The organism is Streptomyces sp. BF23-19, from assembly GCF_041106355.1.
Lineage (GTDB): Bacteria > Actinomycetota > Actinomycetes > Streptomycetales > Streptomycetaceae > Streptomyces > Streptomyces virginiae_A.
In genome coordinates, this window is record NZ_JBGBPT010000082.1 from 26,809 (window position 1) to 40,397 (window position 13,589).

General features: G+C 75.1%; 10 protein-coding genes and 1 pseudogene. 6 read left to right on the forward strand and 5 right to left on the reverse strand.

The features are described 5' to 3' along the window. The first annotated feature begins 10 nt into the window (after positions 1-10). The 4 genes from AB8A24_RS34315 to AB8A24_RS34330 all read left to right on the forward strand — a co-directional run bounded on the left by AB8A24_RS34315 (position 11) and on the right by AB8A24_RS34330 (position 7,213). The gene (locus tag AB8A24_RS34315; protein WP_369478450.1) at positions 11-1,558 is read left to right on the forward strand and encodes a hypothetical protein; all 1,548 of its coding nucleotides are present in this window, start codon (positions 11-13) and stop codon (positions 1,556-1,558) included. A gap of 136 nt (positions 1,559-1,694) precedes the next feature. After that, positions 1,695-2,366 (forward strand): NAD(P)-dependent oxidoreductase, encoded by a 672-nt coding sequence (locus tag AB8A24_RS34320; RefSeq protein ID WP_369478451.1) that lies wholly within the window; start codon positions 1,695-1,697, stop codon positions 2,364-2,366. A gap of 129 nt (positions 2,367-2,495) precedes the next feature. After that, complete coding sequence (locus AB8A24_RS34325) at positions 2,496-4,322, forward strand: RNA ligase family protein (protein WP_328964693.1); 1,827 nt, start codon at positions 2,496-2,498, stop codon at positions 4,320-4,322. Continuing rightward, positions 4,322-7,213 carry a poly(A) polymerase gene (locus tag AB8A24_RS34330; protein ID WP_328964692.1) on the forward strand — a complete coding sequence of 964 codons (2,892 nt, stop codon included), beginning with the start codon at positions 4,322-4,324 and terminating at the stop codon, positions 7,211-7,213. Before AB8A24_RS34325 ends, AB8A24_RS34330 begins: the two co-directional genes overlap by 1 nt. Before the next feature lie 59 nt (positions 7,214-7,272). Here AB8A24_RS34330 and AB8A24_RS34335 read toward each other — a convergent pair whose 3' ends face one another. Both AB8A24_RS34335 and AB8A24_RS34340 read right to left on the reverse strand, forming a co-directional pair. Next, a complete protein-coding gene (locus AB8A24_RS34335) occupies positions 7,273-8,190 on the reverse strand; it encodes an NADP-dependent oxidoreductase (RefSeq protein ID WP_328964691.1) in 918 nt (305 codons plus the stop codon). A gap of 168 nt (positions 8,191-8,358) precedes the next feature. Next, positions 8,359-9,435 (reverse strand): RNA ligase (ATP), encoded by a 1,077-nt coding sequence (locus tag AB8A24_RS34340; protein ID WP_369478452.1) that lies wholly within the window; start codon positions 9,433-9,435, stop codon positions 8,359-8,361. A gap of 216 nt (positions 9,436-9,651) precedes the next feature. Here AB8A24_RS34340 and AB8A24_RS34345 point away from each other — a divergent pair, with 216 nt between their 5' ends. Then, positions 9,652-10,395: a glucose 1-dehydrogenase gene (locus tag AB8A24_RS34345; protein ID WP_328964689.1), complete on the forward strand. Its 744-nt coding sequence runs from the start codon at positions 9,652-9,654 to the stop codon at positions 10,393-10,395. Between the two features lie 182 nt (positions 10,396-10,577). Here AB8A24_RS34345 and AB8A24_RS34350 read toward each other — a convergent pair whose 3' ends face one another. From AB8A24_RS34350 to AB8A24_RS34360, 3 genes are all read right to left on the reverse strand, one after another. Next, the gene (locus AB8A24_RS34350) at positions 10,578-11,342 is read right to left on the reverse strand and encodes a peptidoglycan-binding protein (RefSeq protein ID WP_369478453.1); all 765 of its coding nucleotides are present in this window, start codon (positions 11,340-11,342) and stop codon (positions 10,578-10,580) included. 63 nt (positions 11,343-11,405) lie between these two features. Next, a complete protein-coding gene (locus AB8A24_RS34355; protein ID WP_369478454.1) occupies positions 11,406-11,588 on the reverse strand; it encodes a hypothetical protein in 183 nt (60 codons plus the stop codon). A gap of 47 nt (positions 11,589-11,635) precedes the next feature. After that, positions 11,636-13,120 carry an MFS transporter gene (locus AB8A24_RS34360; RefSeq protein ID WP_369478455.1) on the reverse strand — a complete coding sequence of 495 codons (1,485 nt, stop codon included), beginning with the start codon at positions 13,118-13,120 and terminating at the stop codon, positions 11,636-11,638. Between the two features lie 187 nt (positions 13,121-13,307). Here AB8A24_RS34360 and AB8A24_RS34365 point away from each other — a divergent pair. Beyond that, a pseudogene (locus AB8A24_RS34365) lies at positions 13,308-13,589 on the forward strand (2-oxoglutarate dehydrogenase, E2 component, dihydrolipoamide succinyltransferase); the annotation flags it as partial.

The following is a 13,589-nucleotide window of genomic DNA, read 5'->3' on the forward strand; positions in this document are numbered from 1 at the left end:
AGCCAAGAGCATGTACGACGCGGGGCCGTCGGCGGTGGATGCCGTGCGGGCGCTGAAGGAGCTGGCGCGGGAGCGGCCGGACGAGCTGGAGCTCTTCGAGGGGTTCACGGACGCGGAGTTGGACGGCTGGGCCGTCGCGGTGCCCGAGGAGGTACGGGGCGTTCTGCGGGAGATCGGCGGCCTGGAGACCGAGGACCACGAGTACCGCTTCGGGCCCCGCGGCCGTGAGGTGTTCGCGGACGGCTGCTGGACCCTGGGCGAGACGGACTTCGGTGAGGGTTCGCTGATCGTGGGGGTCGGGGCCACCGGCTGGGGGCCGGTCGTGGCCGTCAACCCGTGGGGGTCCGACCCGGATGTCACCGTCGAGGCACCGGACTTCACCACATGGCTCGCCGGGTTCGCCGAACGACTCGCCGACGGGGTGGCGGACCGGCCGAGAGGCACGTTCTCCGTACCGGCCACCTCCACCGTGGCACTCGCCGAGGCCGACGAGGCAGGTGAGGCAGGCATCGGGGTCGATCGTGAACTCGCCGCCCTCGTCGGCCGCGGCGACCCGCTCACCGATCTCGTCGACCTGCACGGCCTGCCGGGCTACCCGTGCTCCGTGGACTGGGAGCCGTACTTCTCCACCTTCCACAACACCGCCGACACCGGAAGCAGCGAGGTCCAGTTCGAGATCGTCGGTGAGGGCCGGGCCCTCCTGCTACGCAGCGTGGTCAGCGGGGACTTCCTCGGCCGGGCCGTACGCCGCCACCGCGTGCCGGCCGACGCCGCCCGGCGTGCGGTGGCCGAGCTGCGGGAACTGGCCGACAGCTGCCCCGACTTCGTCGTGCTCGAGGCGGGCTGCGCCGACTCCGACATGGACGGCTGGTCGGTCCCGGTCCCCGAGGACGTCCGGACCGTGTTCCGGGAGATCGGCGGGGTGGCGATCGCGGGACTTCCGGCGCTGCGCCCGCTGCCCGGGGCGCCGGAGCACGCCGTGGAGCCCGAGCTGCACCGCATGCTGGGCGGCGACGGCTCGTACTGGCCGCTCGCCCGGATCGCGTACGGGCGCAGCCACGCGCTCGCGCAGATCCGTATCGACCCGGCGACCGGCCGGTGGGGCTACGTCGTATCCGTACCCGGCGACGGTGAGAGCCTGCGGACGTACCCGGAGTTGGCGCTGCTCGCCGAGTCCCTGCCGGATCTGCTGCTGACCTTCGCGCGGCTGGCCCGGCGGGCGGCGGCGGGCCCGGACTTCGCCGCGCGGATGGCCCGGGACACCCGGTGGCTGTTCCCCAACACCGGGGAGCCGTGGCCTCGGCCCGCCCCGGTCGGCGAGTGGGTCGGCTCGGCGGACCCGCTGCTCGCGGCGGCCACCGAGCTGCCGGACGGGACGCACGCGGCGGACCTGCGGGCCGTGCCGATCCCGAGCGACCTGTGCTTCTACCGGGCGGCCGGCTGGCCGCACGCGGCCCGGCTGGAGCGGCTGCACTTCGCGGCGGCGGGCCGACTGGCCGCCGCCGTGCCGGTTCCGGTGCCGGCTCCCGAGCCCGTGCACGTGCCCGTCGTGGGCTGACGGCCGCGCGGACTCGGGACCGGTTCATCCGACCGGCCCCGGCCCGGCTGCCCGGGGGTTGCGGGCGGGTTCGCTTGGATGGGCCGGGCGGGGCCCGACCGGAGCCCCGTACAACCCTCCGCCTCAGGGAGTCGCCATGATGAAGATCGCCCTCTTCGGTGCGAGCGGCACCATCGGAACCCGGGTGCTGCGCGAAGCACTTCGGCGTGGCCACGAGGTCACGGCCGTCGTCCGCGATCCGGCGCGGCTCCCGGACGCCGGGAGCGGGACCGGGGCCGGGTCGCTCGTCGTGGTGCGCGGCGATGTCCTCGATCCGGCGTCGGTGACCCCGGCGGTGGCCGGGCACGATGCGGTGGTCAGCGCCTTCGGACCCGGCCGCGGGGACCCGGCCGCCCTCGTGACCGCCGCGAAGTCGCTGGTCGACGGGGTGCGGTCGCTCGGTACCGATGCGCCTGCGCCGCGGGTGGTCGTCGTCGGCGGGGCGGGGTCGCTGCGTACCCCCGGAGGTCCGGCCGTCTGGGACGAGCCCGGCGTTCCGGAGCCTGTCCTGGCCTTGATGCACGCCCACGGGGACGCCCTGGACTTCCTGCGGACCGTGCCCGTCGAGCAGGTGCACTGGACCTGTCTGAGCCCGGCCGCGCAGATCGAGCCGGGCGAGCGGACGGGCACCTACCGGCTGGGGCTCGACGACCTGGTGGTCGACGAGGAGGGCCGGAGCCGGATCTCGACGGAGGATTTCGCCGTCGCCCTGGTCGACGAGATCGAGCGCGACGCGCACGCGGGCCGGCGGTTCACCGTCGCCCACTGAGCGGCCGGAAAGGCCTGCGGGAGACCTGCGGGAGATCTGCGGGAGACGTGGGGGAAGGCTATATGGGTGGAGGCGTCCGCTCAGGTTACATACAGTGACCAGGCACCCGATGTCGAGCAGGAGCGGATCATGCGCATCCACTATCCCCGTACGCCGCACCTGCCCTGGTCCCCCGGGGCGACGGCGGACGACGTCCGGGCCGTCGGACTCGCAGCGCTGGCCGGGCGCGAGGTCGTCGTCACGGAGAAGCTCGACGGGGAGAACACCACCCTGTACGCGGACGGCCTGCACGCCCGCTCCCTCGACTCGGCGCACCACCCCTCGCGGGCGTGGGTCAAGGGCCTCCAGGGCCGGATCGGCCCCGGGATCCCGGCCGGTTGGCGGGTGTGCGGGGAGAACCTCTACGCCCGGCACTCGATCCCGTACGAGGACCTGGACAGCTGGTTCTACGGGTTCTCGGTGTGGGACGGGGAGCACTGCCTCGACTGGGACCGGACCGTACGGTTCCTGAGCGGCCTGGGCGTGCCCACCCCGCGCGTGCTGTGGCGGGGCATCTTCGACGAGCGCGCGCTGCGCCGGCTGAAGCTCGACACGGCGCGCCAGGAGGGGTACGTCGTACGGACGGTGGCCGGTTTCGCGCTCGAGGACTTCGGGCGGTGCGTGGCCAAGTGGGTGCGGGTCGGCCATGTGCAGACGAGTACGCACTGGATGTTCGCGCAGGTCGTGCCGAACGGGCTCGGTCCGGCGGCCCCGTTGTGGGCCGTGCGCTCGGGGGCCGAGGCCGACGTCCTGGGTCTGTCCGCCGCCCTCGGGCCGAGCGGGACCGACGCCACCGACACGACCGACGCCACCGGTGCCGCCGACGCGGAGGAGGTCGCCGAGGCCGTGGCCCGGATCGACGGGGCGGGGCGGACCGGGGAGGACCGGCTGGCCGGTGTCCTGGCCGCCGTGCTCCACCGCGAGCCGCGGGCCCGGATCGCGGCGCGGCTCGCGGCCGGTCCGGTCGGGATGGGGATCGCGCGGCGGGTCTGCGACCTGGTGGGGCTGTACCCGTACCTGCAGCGGTCGTTCCCGGACGAGGACCGGCGGGCCGGCCTGGTCCGGATGGCCGCCGCGGCCGATCTCGGCGTGCTGCACGCACTCGCCGGGGCGCTGACGGACGGGCCGGCGGCGCGGGAGTGCGTGGAGTGGTCCGCACTGTGCGCCGAGGAGGCGGGGCTGCTCGGCCCCGATCCGCTGGAGGCGCTGCGTGGCGGGCTGAGCGAGGCGCTCGCCGGGCTGGAGTCCGGGGCCGCGGACCGCTGCTGGGCGGAGGCCCGGCGGGCGTTCGGGCAGGGCAGGATCTCGGGATCCGCGGTGGAGGAAGCCGTGGCGGCGACCTGGCAGTGGCGCGAGGGAACGTTTCCCCGGCTGGTGCAGCTGTGTGGGCCCTCGGGCAGCGGGAAGAGCACCTTCGGCCGCGAACTGCCCGGCGTGGACACGTACATCAGTCTGGACGACCTGCGCACGGCCAGGGGGTCCCGGGCGGACCAGGGGGCCAACGCCGAGGTGTTGAGCGAGGGCCTGGACCGGCTCGACGCGGCGCTCGCCCGCGGCGGGACGGTGGTGTGGGATGCCACCTCGCTCACCGACCAGCAGCGTGGCCTGGCCGGTTCGGTCGCCCGGCGCCGTGACGCGCTGGTCACCCACGCCGTGGTGCTGGTGGAGGAGGCGGAGTTGGTGCGGCGCAACGGCGTGCGCCCGCATCCGGTGCCCCCGCAGGTACTGGCCTCGCAACTGCGCCGGTTCAGCCCGCCGTACGCCGGTCGGGCGCACCGTACGTGGTACATCGGTGCGGCCGGGGTCGTCGAGGACACCGCCGGTGGCCTCGCGGCCGGGCCCGCGGACACCGGAGGGCAGCAGGGACAGGGGCGGGCACAGCGGCAGGATCAGGAACAGGGGCGGGGGCCGTACTGATGCGTACCAGCGAGGAGCTCTACCACCAGGTCCGCTGGGACTCCCGGTTCGATCCGGCGCGGTTCGTGCTCGGGCTGCTCCAGCGCGGGGCCGCGCCGAAGCGGGTCCCGCTGCCCTCCTTCGTGCCCGGCGGCGACATCCCCTGGCACCGGGTGCTGTTCGTCGAGGCGGACGGTGAGCTGGTGTGGGACCGGGCCACGGGCGTGGACCGGATCGATGTCACCGCGGCGGGCCGGGTCCGCGATCCGCGACTGCTGCGGGCCCCGTTCTTCACCGCGCGGACCCCGCACGCGTGGGACCCGGCGGGCGGCGGCGCCTGGCGGCCCGCCGAGCCGGTGCCCGGGGGCGGGGGCGGGGGCGGGACGGCCGCCACCGTCTCCTCGGTACGGCTGCTGACCTGGAACACGCTCTGGGACCGGTACGACGCCCCGCACATCGCCACCGCCCGGCGCCGGCCGCTGCTGCTGGCCGATCTCGCGGCCGCCGATGCCGATGTCATCGCGCTGCAGGAGGTCGAACCCGAGCTGCTCGGGATGCTGCTGGCGGCGCCGTGGGTACGGGCCTCCTACACCCTCGGTACGGATCCGGGCGGCCGGGACGTCGAGGAGTGCGGGCTGCTGGTGCTCAGCCGGCTGCCGGTGCGGGAGGCGGGGACGCACCTGTTCCGCCCGCACAAGGCCGTCACCGCCGTCACGGTGGACACCGCGGCCGGCCCCCTGGTCGTCGCGAACACCCACCTGACCAGCGACCACACCGAGAACGGGGACGTGCGGCGGGAAGCCGAACTCGCCCGGCTCGCGGAAGGGCTCGGCGGCGTCGAGGCCGGGGTGGCACTGCTGGGCGACTTCAACGACGGCCGGCACGGCGCCGAGGGGCCCGCGGCCGCGCTGGGCATGCGGGACGCCTGGAGCGACGTACACGGGGCGGCGGACGACACGCCGACCTTCGACCCGGCGGCCAATCCGCTGGCCGCCGTGGGCTCGCTGTCGGGCCGGGCGGCCCGGCTGGACCGGATCCTGTTGCGGTCCACGGCCGCCCGGGTGGCGCGGGCGGCGCTGCGTGGCGACTCGCCCGCACCGGAAGGGCTTTTCATCTCCGACCACTTCGGTGTGGAGGCGACGGTGGAGTTCGGGGAGCCGGGCGATGCTCCCGCGCGCCTCGACGTGCCGGCGACGGCGCGGACGGCGGTGGCATGGCTGCCGCCGGCCCTGCCGGAAGCGGTACGGGAGCTGCGCCGCACGCTCGACCCGCAGGCCGGGCGCTGGCCCGAGCACGTGAACCTGCTCTTCGGCTTCGTGCCGGAGTCCTCCTTCGCCGAGGCGCTGCCGCTGCTGGCGGAGGTGGCCGCCGCGACCGTGCCGTTCCCCGCCCGGCTGGAGGGGGTGCACAGCTTCGGGCACCGCGAGGACGCCACCGTCTGGCTGGATCCGGCGGCGGCCGGTGAGGCGCCCTGGCAGGAGCTCCGGCGCGCGCTGGCGGAGCGGTTCCCGGGCCGCCGGGGGCGGACGGGCGAACAGGGCGGCTACACCCCGCATCTGACGCTGGGGCGCAGCCAGGACCCGCAGCGGGCGGTCGCGGCCTTCGCTGCGCGGCTCGGCGGCCCGGTGGCCGCGCGGGTAGGGGAGTTGGCCGTGCTCTCGCGGCGCGGGGACGGGCCGATGCGGGTCCGGGCGACGGTGGCGCTGGGGACGGGTGAGGTGCGCTGGGAGCCGGAGATCGTGGAGCGGCCCGCGCCCGCGCCCCGGGACGGGGCCGCGGAGTCGGTCACCGCGCGCGTCCGGGCCGCCCTCGGCGACGGGCGGGTGCACGTGGCCGGGTCGCGCCGTATGGGCTGCGCGCTGCCGGAGGCCGATCTGGACCTGGTGGCGGCGCTGCCGGGCGGCCCGACCGATGTGGCGCTCGTACGGGACCGGGTCGCGGCGGCGCTGCCCGAGGCGGGGCGGTTGCGCGAGGTGACGGGGGCGCGGGTGCCGGGGCTGCGGTTCCACGCCGGCGGACTGTCGGTGGATCTGGCCACGGTGGCCACCGGCGCGCTGGATCCGGCGCACGCGGTGGCCCGGCGGGCGGAGCTGGGCGAGTCGGCCGCGCTCGCCCTGAGCGCGGTCGGCGACGCGGATGCGGTGAGGGAACGGGTGGGCGCGGAGCGGCATGCCGCGTTCGCCGGGCTGGCGCGGCGGGTGAAGGCGTGGGCCCGGGCCCGGGGGCTGGACTCGGCTCCGTTCGGCGGGCTGCCCGGGCTGGCCTGGGCGGTTCTTGCGGCGCGCACGGTGGAGGAGGTCGGGGCGCTGCCGCCCGACGCCCTGCTGCGCGAGTTCTTCGGCAGGTGGGCCGCCTGGGACTGGCGCGAGCCCGTATCGCTGTCGCCTGCGGGGGCGGGTGCGGGTGCGGGTGCGGGTGCGGCGGAGGGTGGGCCGGGTGCGGTCACGGTCCTCACCCCCTCGGAGCCGGTGCGCAGTTGCACGGCCCAGGTCGGGCCCGGCCTGCGTGACCTGCTGGTCCAGGAGTTGTACACGGCCTGGGAGCTGCTGGAGTCCGGTCCCGCGGACCGCAAGTGGGTCCCGGGGCCGCCGCCGCTGCACCGTCGGCACGCCGCCTGGGCGGTGGTGACCGTACGGACGGCCCCCGAGGGGGAGTTCGAGGGGACCCTGGGCCGGGTGCGCGGACGGCTGCGGTCCCTGCTCGGGGCGCTGGAGGAGGCCGGTGTCACGGACGCGCACGCCTGGCCCCGCCCGTTCGAGTCGGGCCCGGCCCTGGCCCGCTACGCGATCGGCCTCGGTGCCACTCCCCCGGACGCGACGCGCCTGGCCGCCCTGGCCGGCCCCTGGCGGAGCGGACTGCCGGGGGTCGAGGTCTCCTGGGCGGCCGGCGGTGAGGTGCCGGACCTGGCATGACGGGTCGGGCGCGGGCCATGGTGACGGCCGCGGGCCACGGGCACGGGCGACATGACGGGTCAGATCTCGATGATGATCTTCCCCGCGGTGTGCCCGCCCTGGCTCAGCTCGAAGGCGGCCGCCAGTTCGCCCAACGGGAAGGTCTTGGCGACCGGCACCTTCAGCTGCCCACCGTCGGCGAGCCGGCCCAGTTCGGCCAGATCGCTGCCGACCGGGCGGACCCACATCCACTCGCCACCTGCGCCGAGCACGCTCGGGTCGGCGATGGAGGCGTGCCGTCCGTCGTCGTGGAGGACCTCCCGTGTGACGGCTCCGACGCCGCCGACGAAGTCCGCGACGACCGTGGGGCCGTCGGGCACGAGGGCCCGTACCCGCGCGGCGAGTCCGTCCCCGTACTCGATGGGCTCGGCGCCGAGTTCCCGTACCCGGTCGTGGTTGCGCGGGGAGGCGGTGCCGATGACCCGGGCGCCCAGCGCACGGGCGATCTGCACGCCGAAGGAGCCGACACCGCCCGCGGCGCCGTGGATGAGGACGGTGTCGTCCTTACCGGTGCCGAGGCGGGTCAGCAGCTGGTAGGCGGTGAGCCCGGCGAGCGGGAGCCCCGCCGCCTCGGCCCAGCCGAGCGAGGCGGGCTTGTGCGCGAGGGCGCGTACGGGCACGGTGACGAACTCGGCGAAGGTCCCACCGTGCACGTAGTCCTTGCGGGCGTAGGCGATGACCTCGTCGCCCTCGGCGTATTCGGGGGTGTCGATGCCGACCCGCTCGACGGTGCCGGACACGTCCCAGCCGGGCACCACCGGGAAGACGACGTCCATCAGGGGGTCCAGCCCGCCCGACATGATCTTCCAGTCGACGGGGTTGACGCCGGCGCACTTGACCCGGACGAGGACCTCGCCCGGTCCGACCTTGGGCATCGGCAGCCGGGTCTCGGAGAGCACCTCCGTCCCGCCGTACGTCTCGTACGCCATTGCCCGCATGGTTTCCTGGCTGCTCCGGCCCGACTGGGACATGTACCCGACCTCTCCGTGTGCTGGTGGAACCCGCCCCCGGTTCATCCCACCATGCACGAAGCGCCCGCCCCACGAGGTGGAGCGGGCGCGGCGCGGCGCGGCGTCGCAGTGCGTCGCACGGCCGACGCGGGAGGGTCACTCGTACTCGGTGCCGCCCTTGCGGGTCAGGTACGCGGGGCTGACGGCCTTGGCGATGGCCCGGCCGCCCACGACCGGGCTGTAGCGCTCCGCCGACGGCCGGATGACCACGCCCTCCCGCAGGTGCACGGCCTTCCCGGATACGCTCTCGCGGCCGCTCGCCAGCTCCAGCACCTTGTCGAGCTCGTACGGGCCCTCGTACAGCCGTGGCACCAGCGGAAGCTCACCGTCCGTCAGGACGGCGACCGGGTCCAGCCAGCGCGTCTGCCCGTCGATCTCGGCGGAGACGTCGAAGACGGCGTATCCGGGCGGCGCGTCGGCGGTACGTACGTCGGTCCCGTACGAGAGGTCCTGGACGCCCTTGCCGTACACCTCGCCGAAGATCCCGACCCGGGTCGCGCCGAGGCGGTCGGCCAGGGCCGCGGCGACGGCCGGTACCTCGTGGCCGCGGACGGCCCGCCAGTAGAGGTTGCGCTCGTCCTCCTTGAGCGCCAGCCCCTTCGAGCCGAACCCCTTGGAGGAGACGTAGGACCGCTCGCCCTCGACCACGTACGTGAACAGGCAGGCGGTACCGTGCAGTTTCTCGGTGAGGACGACCGGCTCGCCGGGCTCGAAGATGTGCGGGTAGCGCTGGAGGTTCTCGATGTCGACCCACGGCATCAGGTCGGCGGCGGCCTCGACGTCGCCGTCCATGGTCGTGGGTATGGGCGGGGCCCATTTGGTGATGCCGAGCAGCTCCGCGAAGTCCGTCTCCTCCTTGGCCGCCCGGGCCAGGTCGACGTCGGCGAGCGCGCGCGGCCGGCACACCAGTCCTTGCGAGAGTTCGCCGCGGAGCCGGACCGCCTTGACCCGGTCGGCGGAGCCGCCGGCGAGCCGTCCGGTGAGGCCGAGCTCCTCGATCAGATCTGCGGGCAGCACGGCCTGTTCGGGGATGTAGATCGCGAACTCGCCCGTGCGGTAGGCACCCTTGGCGATCACGGCGCGGTAGAGGCCCACCTGGGCCAGCTCCAGCGCGTCGGCGTTCGGGTGCTCGTGGACGGTCAGTTCTTCGGCGGTCACGCGCAAGGTCGACATGGGACGGCTCCAACGGTGGTCAGGGACACGGACGACGCCCGGTGGTGCGGCGCGTCGGTGACGACCACTCTGCTTCTCGCCGTTTCCGCTGGTCCAGCGATTATCACAGTGTTAGCCTGCCCGCCCCGCTCCGGCGCCCCTCTCTCCGCGTCCCACGACTCACGACCCACGACCCACGCTCCACGTTCCGCGTTCCATGTCCCGCAGGAGGCTCCCATGTCAGCTCGTCCGGTCACCGTCGTCACCGGCGGCAGCAGAGGCATCGGCGCGGCGACCTGTCTGCGGCTGGCCGCGAACGGGCATGATCTGGCGCTCGGTTACACCCGTGACGCGGCGGCGGCGGAGGCCGTCGCCGAGCGCGTCCGGGCCGCCGGCGCCCGCTGTGTGACCGTGCGCGGTGACGTGTCCGAGGAGTGCGCCGTCGAGCGGCTCTTCGACATCACCGGCGCCGAACTCGGCAGGGTGACCGGGCTGGTGAACAACGCCGGGGTGACCGGCCCGCTGGGCCGGCTCGCCGACGCCCGCACCGAGGACCTGCGCCGGGTGGTGGAGGTGAACCTCCTCGGGTACCTGCTGTGCTGCCGCCGGGCGGCCCGGGACATGGCGGAGGCCGACGGCGGGGCGATCGTGAACGTCTCGTCCACGGCCGCCACCCTGGGCAGCCCCGGGGAGTACGTGCACTACGCGGCGACGAAGGCGGCCGTCGACGCGCTCACGGTGGGGCTCGCCAAGGAGCTCGGTCCGGACGGGATCCGGGTCAACGCCGTGGCACCGGGCATCATCGAGACCGATATGCACGCGGCGATGGGCGATCCGGACCGTCCGGCGAAGGCGGCGGCCGGCATCCCGCTCGGCCGGCCCGGCCGCCCCGACGAGATCGCCGGGGCGATCGCCTGGCTGCTCTCCCCGGACGCCTCGTACACGACGGGCACGGTACTGCGGGTCTCCGGCGGCCGCTGATCGCGGCGGGGCCGTCCGGTCCACGGCTCAGATCCAATGCCCCTGGCTGAACACCACCATGAAGAGCAGCAGCGCGACGGCGACGGCGGTGAGGCAGGAGCGTGCGAACGCCTTCGCCACACTGTGATCGTCCGGTGGGGGCGGGGGCGAACCCTGAGGGGGCCGCCGTGCGCGGCCGACGGTCAGCGCATCGCCGCCTGGGTGGCCGGGCCGTAGACGCCCGGGGGGTCACCCTTGATGGAGCGGTCGCGCTGCAGCTGGCCGACGCCGCGCTTGGTCTGACTGTCGTAGACCCCGGTGACGGAGACGTACGTGAACCCCTGTCCGTACAGCAGCTCCTGCAGGGCGCGCACCTCGGGGCCGGTGTCCCCCATCCGCAGCGTTCCGGAGGAGCTCGGCGGGCCCGAGGCCGAAGCGCCGGCCGAGGACGGCGGTTTCGAGCCCTGGCTCGCGGACGCGGTCGGCGCTCGGGAGGGCGTGGGCGAGGTGGAGGCGACGGGGGACCCCGCGGACGCGGTCGGCCCGGGTACGCCGGCCTCGGTGCCGGAGTTCGAGCTGCGCCCCCGAAGCATCGGCACGGACAGCTCGGCGGGTGCCCCGGCCCGGGGCGGCTGCGCGTCGGGGCCACTCAGCAGGAGCACCAGGGCGCCCACCACGGCGAGCGACAGCAGGGTCAGGACGGCGAACGGAAGCCGACTGCGCCGACCACGGACAACAGCCGGGCGCGGAGCGGAACCGGGACCGGGACCGGGACCGGGAACGGCCGCGGGCACGGCTACCGGGACCTCGGATTCCGGAACGTGTGCCGGGCCGGGGAAGGCGAGGGGGCCGGCCTGCGGCCAGGCGGGCGCGGTCGACCGGGGCGGTGGGCCCGAGGGGGCGACGTACGGGCGTACGAGCAGGTGGTCGTCGGGGACGATCCCGCTCTCATCAGGGTCCTGGCGCATGGTGGTCTCCCGGCGGGGACGGGGGCCGGCGCGGCGGTGCGGTGCCGGCCCCCACCCGGTCGGTCAGGCTCCGTGCCGCCGGGCGGCGGGAGCCGGGGCCGCGCCTACGGCCGCGGCGGCGCCGGGCAGGCCGAGGGTGCCGTGGGCGCTGTGGGCGCCGCGTGCCGGAGAACCGCCGATTCCGGCCGGGTCGATCGACGGGCGAACGAATATGGACATCTGACGTATCTCCGAAGTGCGGCTCACGCGGTGATTCTTGATCGGCGCACTCTTGCCCTCATGCGGGGGCCGGGTCAAGCCCGGTGTCCGATCCGCCCCTGTCCATCCGATCTGTCGGGCGTGCGGCGGATCGCCGTGCCCCACACGGTGGCGGCGGCCACGAACATCAGGGCGGCCCCGCCGAGCGGGGCGGCGGGCTCGGAGAGGCCGTCCACGGCGAGTCCGCCGCACAGTGCGCCCGCCGCTATGGCGAAGTTGAACATGGCCACCATCAGCGAGGACGCGGCCTCGGGCGCCTCCGGGGCCGCCTTGATCATCCAACCCTGCACGCTCACCGAGACCCCTCCGTAGGCGAGTCCCCAGGCCAGCAGCAGCACGGTGCCGACGGCCGGTCCCGGCAGGACCGCGATCAACGCGAGGACGACGGTGAGGGAGGAGCTGACCACGAGCAGGGTCCGGTACGCGTCGCGCGGCCCGGCCAGGAAGTTCCCCGCGACTCCGGCGACGCCGTAGCCGAGCAGCAGGGTGCTGATGTACTCGGCGTCGACTCCGGAGACCTCCTGCAGGATCGGCCGCACGAAGGTGTAGGCGGCGAACTGCCCGGTCACCACGAGGAAGGTCACGATGACCCCGGCCCGCACGGCGCGGTTCTCCCGGAGCAGGGCGGGGAGTTCGGGGAAGGTGATGTGCCGGGTCGTCGGGAGCGGGGGCAGCAGCACGAGCAGGGCGGTCAGGGTGACGAGGCCGAGGCCGCCGACCGCCGCGAAGGCGGTGCGCCAGCCGCCGAGTTCACCGAGCAGGGTTCCGGCGGGGACGCCGAGCACGGAGGCGGTGGGGACACCGCCGAAGACGAGTGCGGTGGCGCGGCCGACGTGACGTTCGGGGACGAGGCGTACCGCGAGTCCGCCGGCGATGGCCCAGAATCCGCCGACGCTGACGCCGACGAGCAGGCGGGCCGCCAGGACGACGGCGAAGTTCGGGGCCAGGGCGGCGGCGAGGTTTGCGGCGACCATCAGGGCGATGAGCACGCACAGCACGAGGCGCCGGTCGAGCCGGCCGGCGCCGACGGTGACCAGCGGCGCGCAGAAGCCGGCGACCAGCCCGGGGGCGGTGACCATCAGGCCTGCGGTCCCGTCGGAGACGCCGAGGGCGGCCCCGACGGGGGTGAGCAGCCCGACGGGCAGCAGTTCGGAGGTGATCAGGCAGAAGATCCCGAGCGAGACGGCGCAGACGGCCGCCCAGCCCCTCCACGGAGCGGCACCGCTCCCCGGTGCGGGTCGGGCCACCGGCGGGGAGACGGACTCGGAACCGGAACCGGAACCGAACTCGGGACCGGAACCGAACTCGGGGCCGGACTCGGGACCGGACTCGGGACCGGACTCGGGACCGGACTCGGGACCGGACTCGGGACCGGACTCGGGACCGGACTCGGGACCGAACTCGGGACCGAACTCGGGACCGAACTCGGGACCGAACTCGGGACCGGACTCGGGATCCCCGGTCGGGCCGGACTCGGGGGGCGGCGCGGGATGGTTGCCGGGCGCGGCAGCTGAGGTCATGGATCGGTACTCCGTACGGACGGTCGGCGGGCAGGACACGGCACGGGGAGCCGGGGGTCGCGCCTCCCCCTTCACCCGTACTGCCGTTCCAATTTCCCACACGCCCCGACCATTCCCACCGGGCCGGTGTCACCCGCACGCGTGAGAGGGGAACCGGGCCGGCCCGGCCGTACGGCAAGGTGGTCGGATGCAGTTACGTCGGGCCGTGCCCCTCTCCCTCGTCGTGCTCCTCGCGAGTACCGGCTGTGTCTCCGTCGGGCCGCAGGATTCGGCGCCGGCTCCCGTACGGGGCTCCGTGCCGCCGGCCGAAGCACCCGAGGTCCCCGCACCCCTGGCCCTGCCGCTGGGGGCGCTGCCCGGGGCCGCCGCGCCGGCGCCGGACCCGGCCCAGGGCCCGGACGCCCACCGCGGGCCGGCCCCGAAGGCGGCCCCGGAACCCGAGCCCTCGCGCGAGCGGGCCCCCGCGAAG

What these genes read in the sequence shown, in the direction of transcription:
- AB8A24_RS34335 (WP_328964691.1), bottom strand. Translation starts at nt 8,190, where the DNA reads ATGCGGGCAATGGCGTACGAGACGTACGGCGGGACGGAGGTGCTCTCC.
- AB8A24_RS34360 (WP_369478455.1), bottom strand. Translation starts at nt 13,120, where the DNA reads ATGACCTCAGCTGCCGCGCCCGGCAACCATCCCGCGCCGCCCCCCGAG.
- AB8A24_RS34340 (WP_369478452.1), bottom strand. Translation starts at nt 9,435, where the DNA reads ATGTCGACCTTGCGCGTGACCGCCGAAGAACTGACCGTCCACGAGCAC.
- AB8A24_RS34325 (WP_328964693.1), top strand. Translation starts at nt 2,496, where the DNA reads ATGCGCATCCACTATCCCCGTACGCCGCACCTGCCCTGGTCCCCCGGG.
- AB8A24_RS34350 (WP_369478453.1), bottom strand. Translation starts at nt 11,342, where the DNA reads ATGCGCCAGGACCCTGATGAGAGCGGGATCGTCCCCGACGACCACCTG.
- AB8A24_RS34330 (WP_328964692.1), top strand. Translation starts at nt 4,322, where the DNA reads ATGCGTACCAGCGAGGAGCTCTACCACCAGGTCCGCTGGGACTCCCGG.
- AB8A24_RS34315 (WP_369478450.1), top strand. Translation starts at nt 11, where the DNA reads ATGTACGACGCGGGGCCGTCGGCGGTGGATGCCGTGCGGGCGCTGAAG.
- AB8A24_RS34320 (WP_369478451.1), top strand. Translation starts at nt 1,695, where the DNA reads ATGATGAAGATCGCCCTCTTCGGTGCGAGCGGCACCATCGGAACCCGG.
- AB8A24_RS34345 (WP_328964689.1), top strand. Translation starts at nt 9,652, where the DNA reads ATGTCAGCTCGTCCGGTCACCGTCGTCACCGGCGGCAGCAGAGGCATC.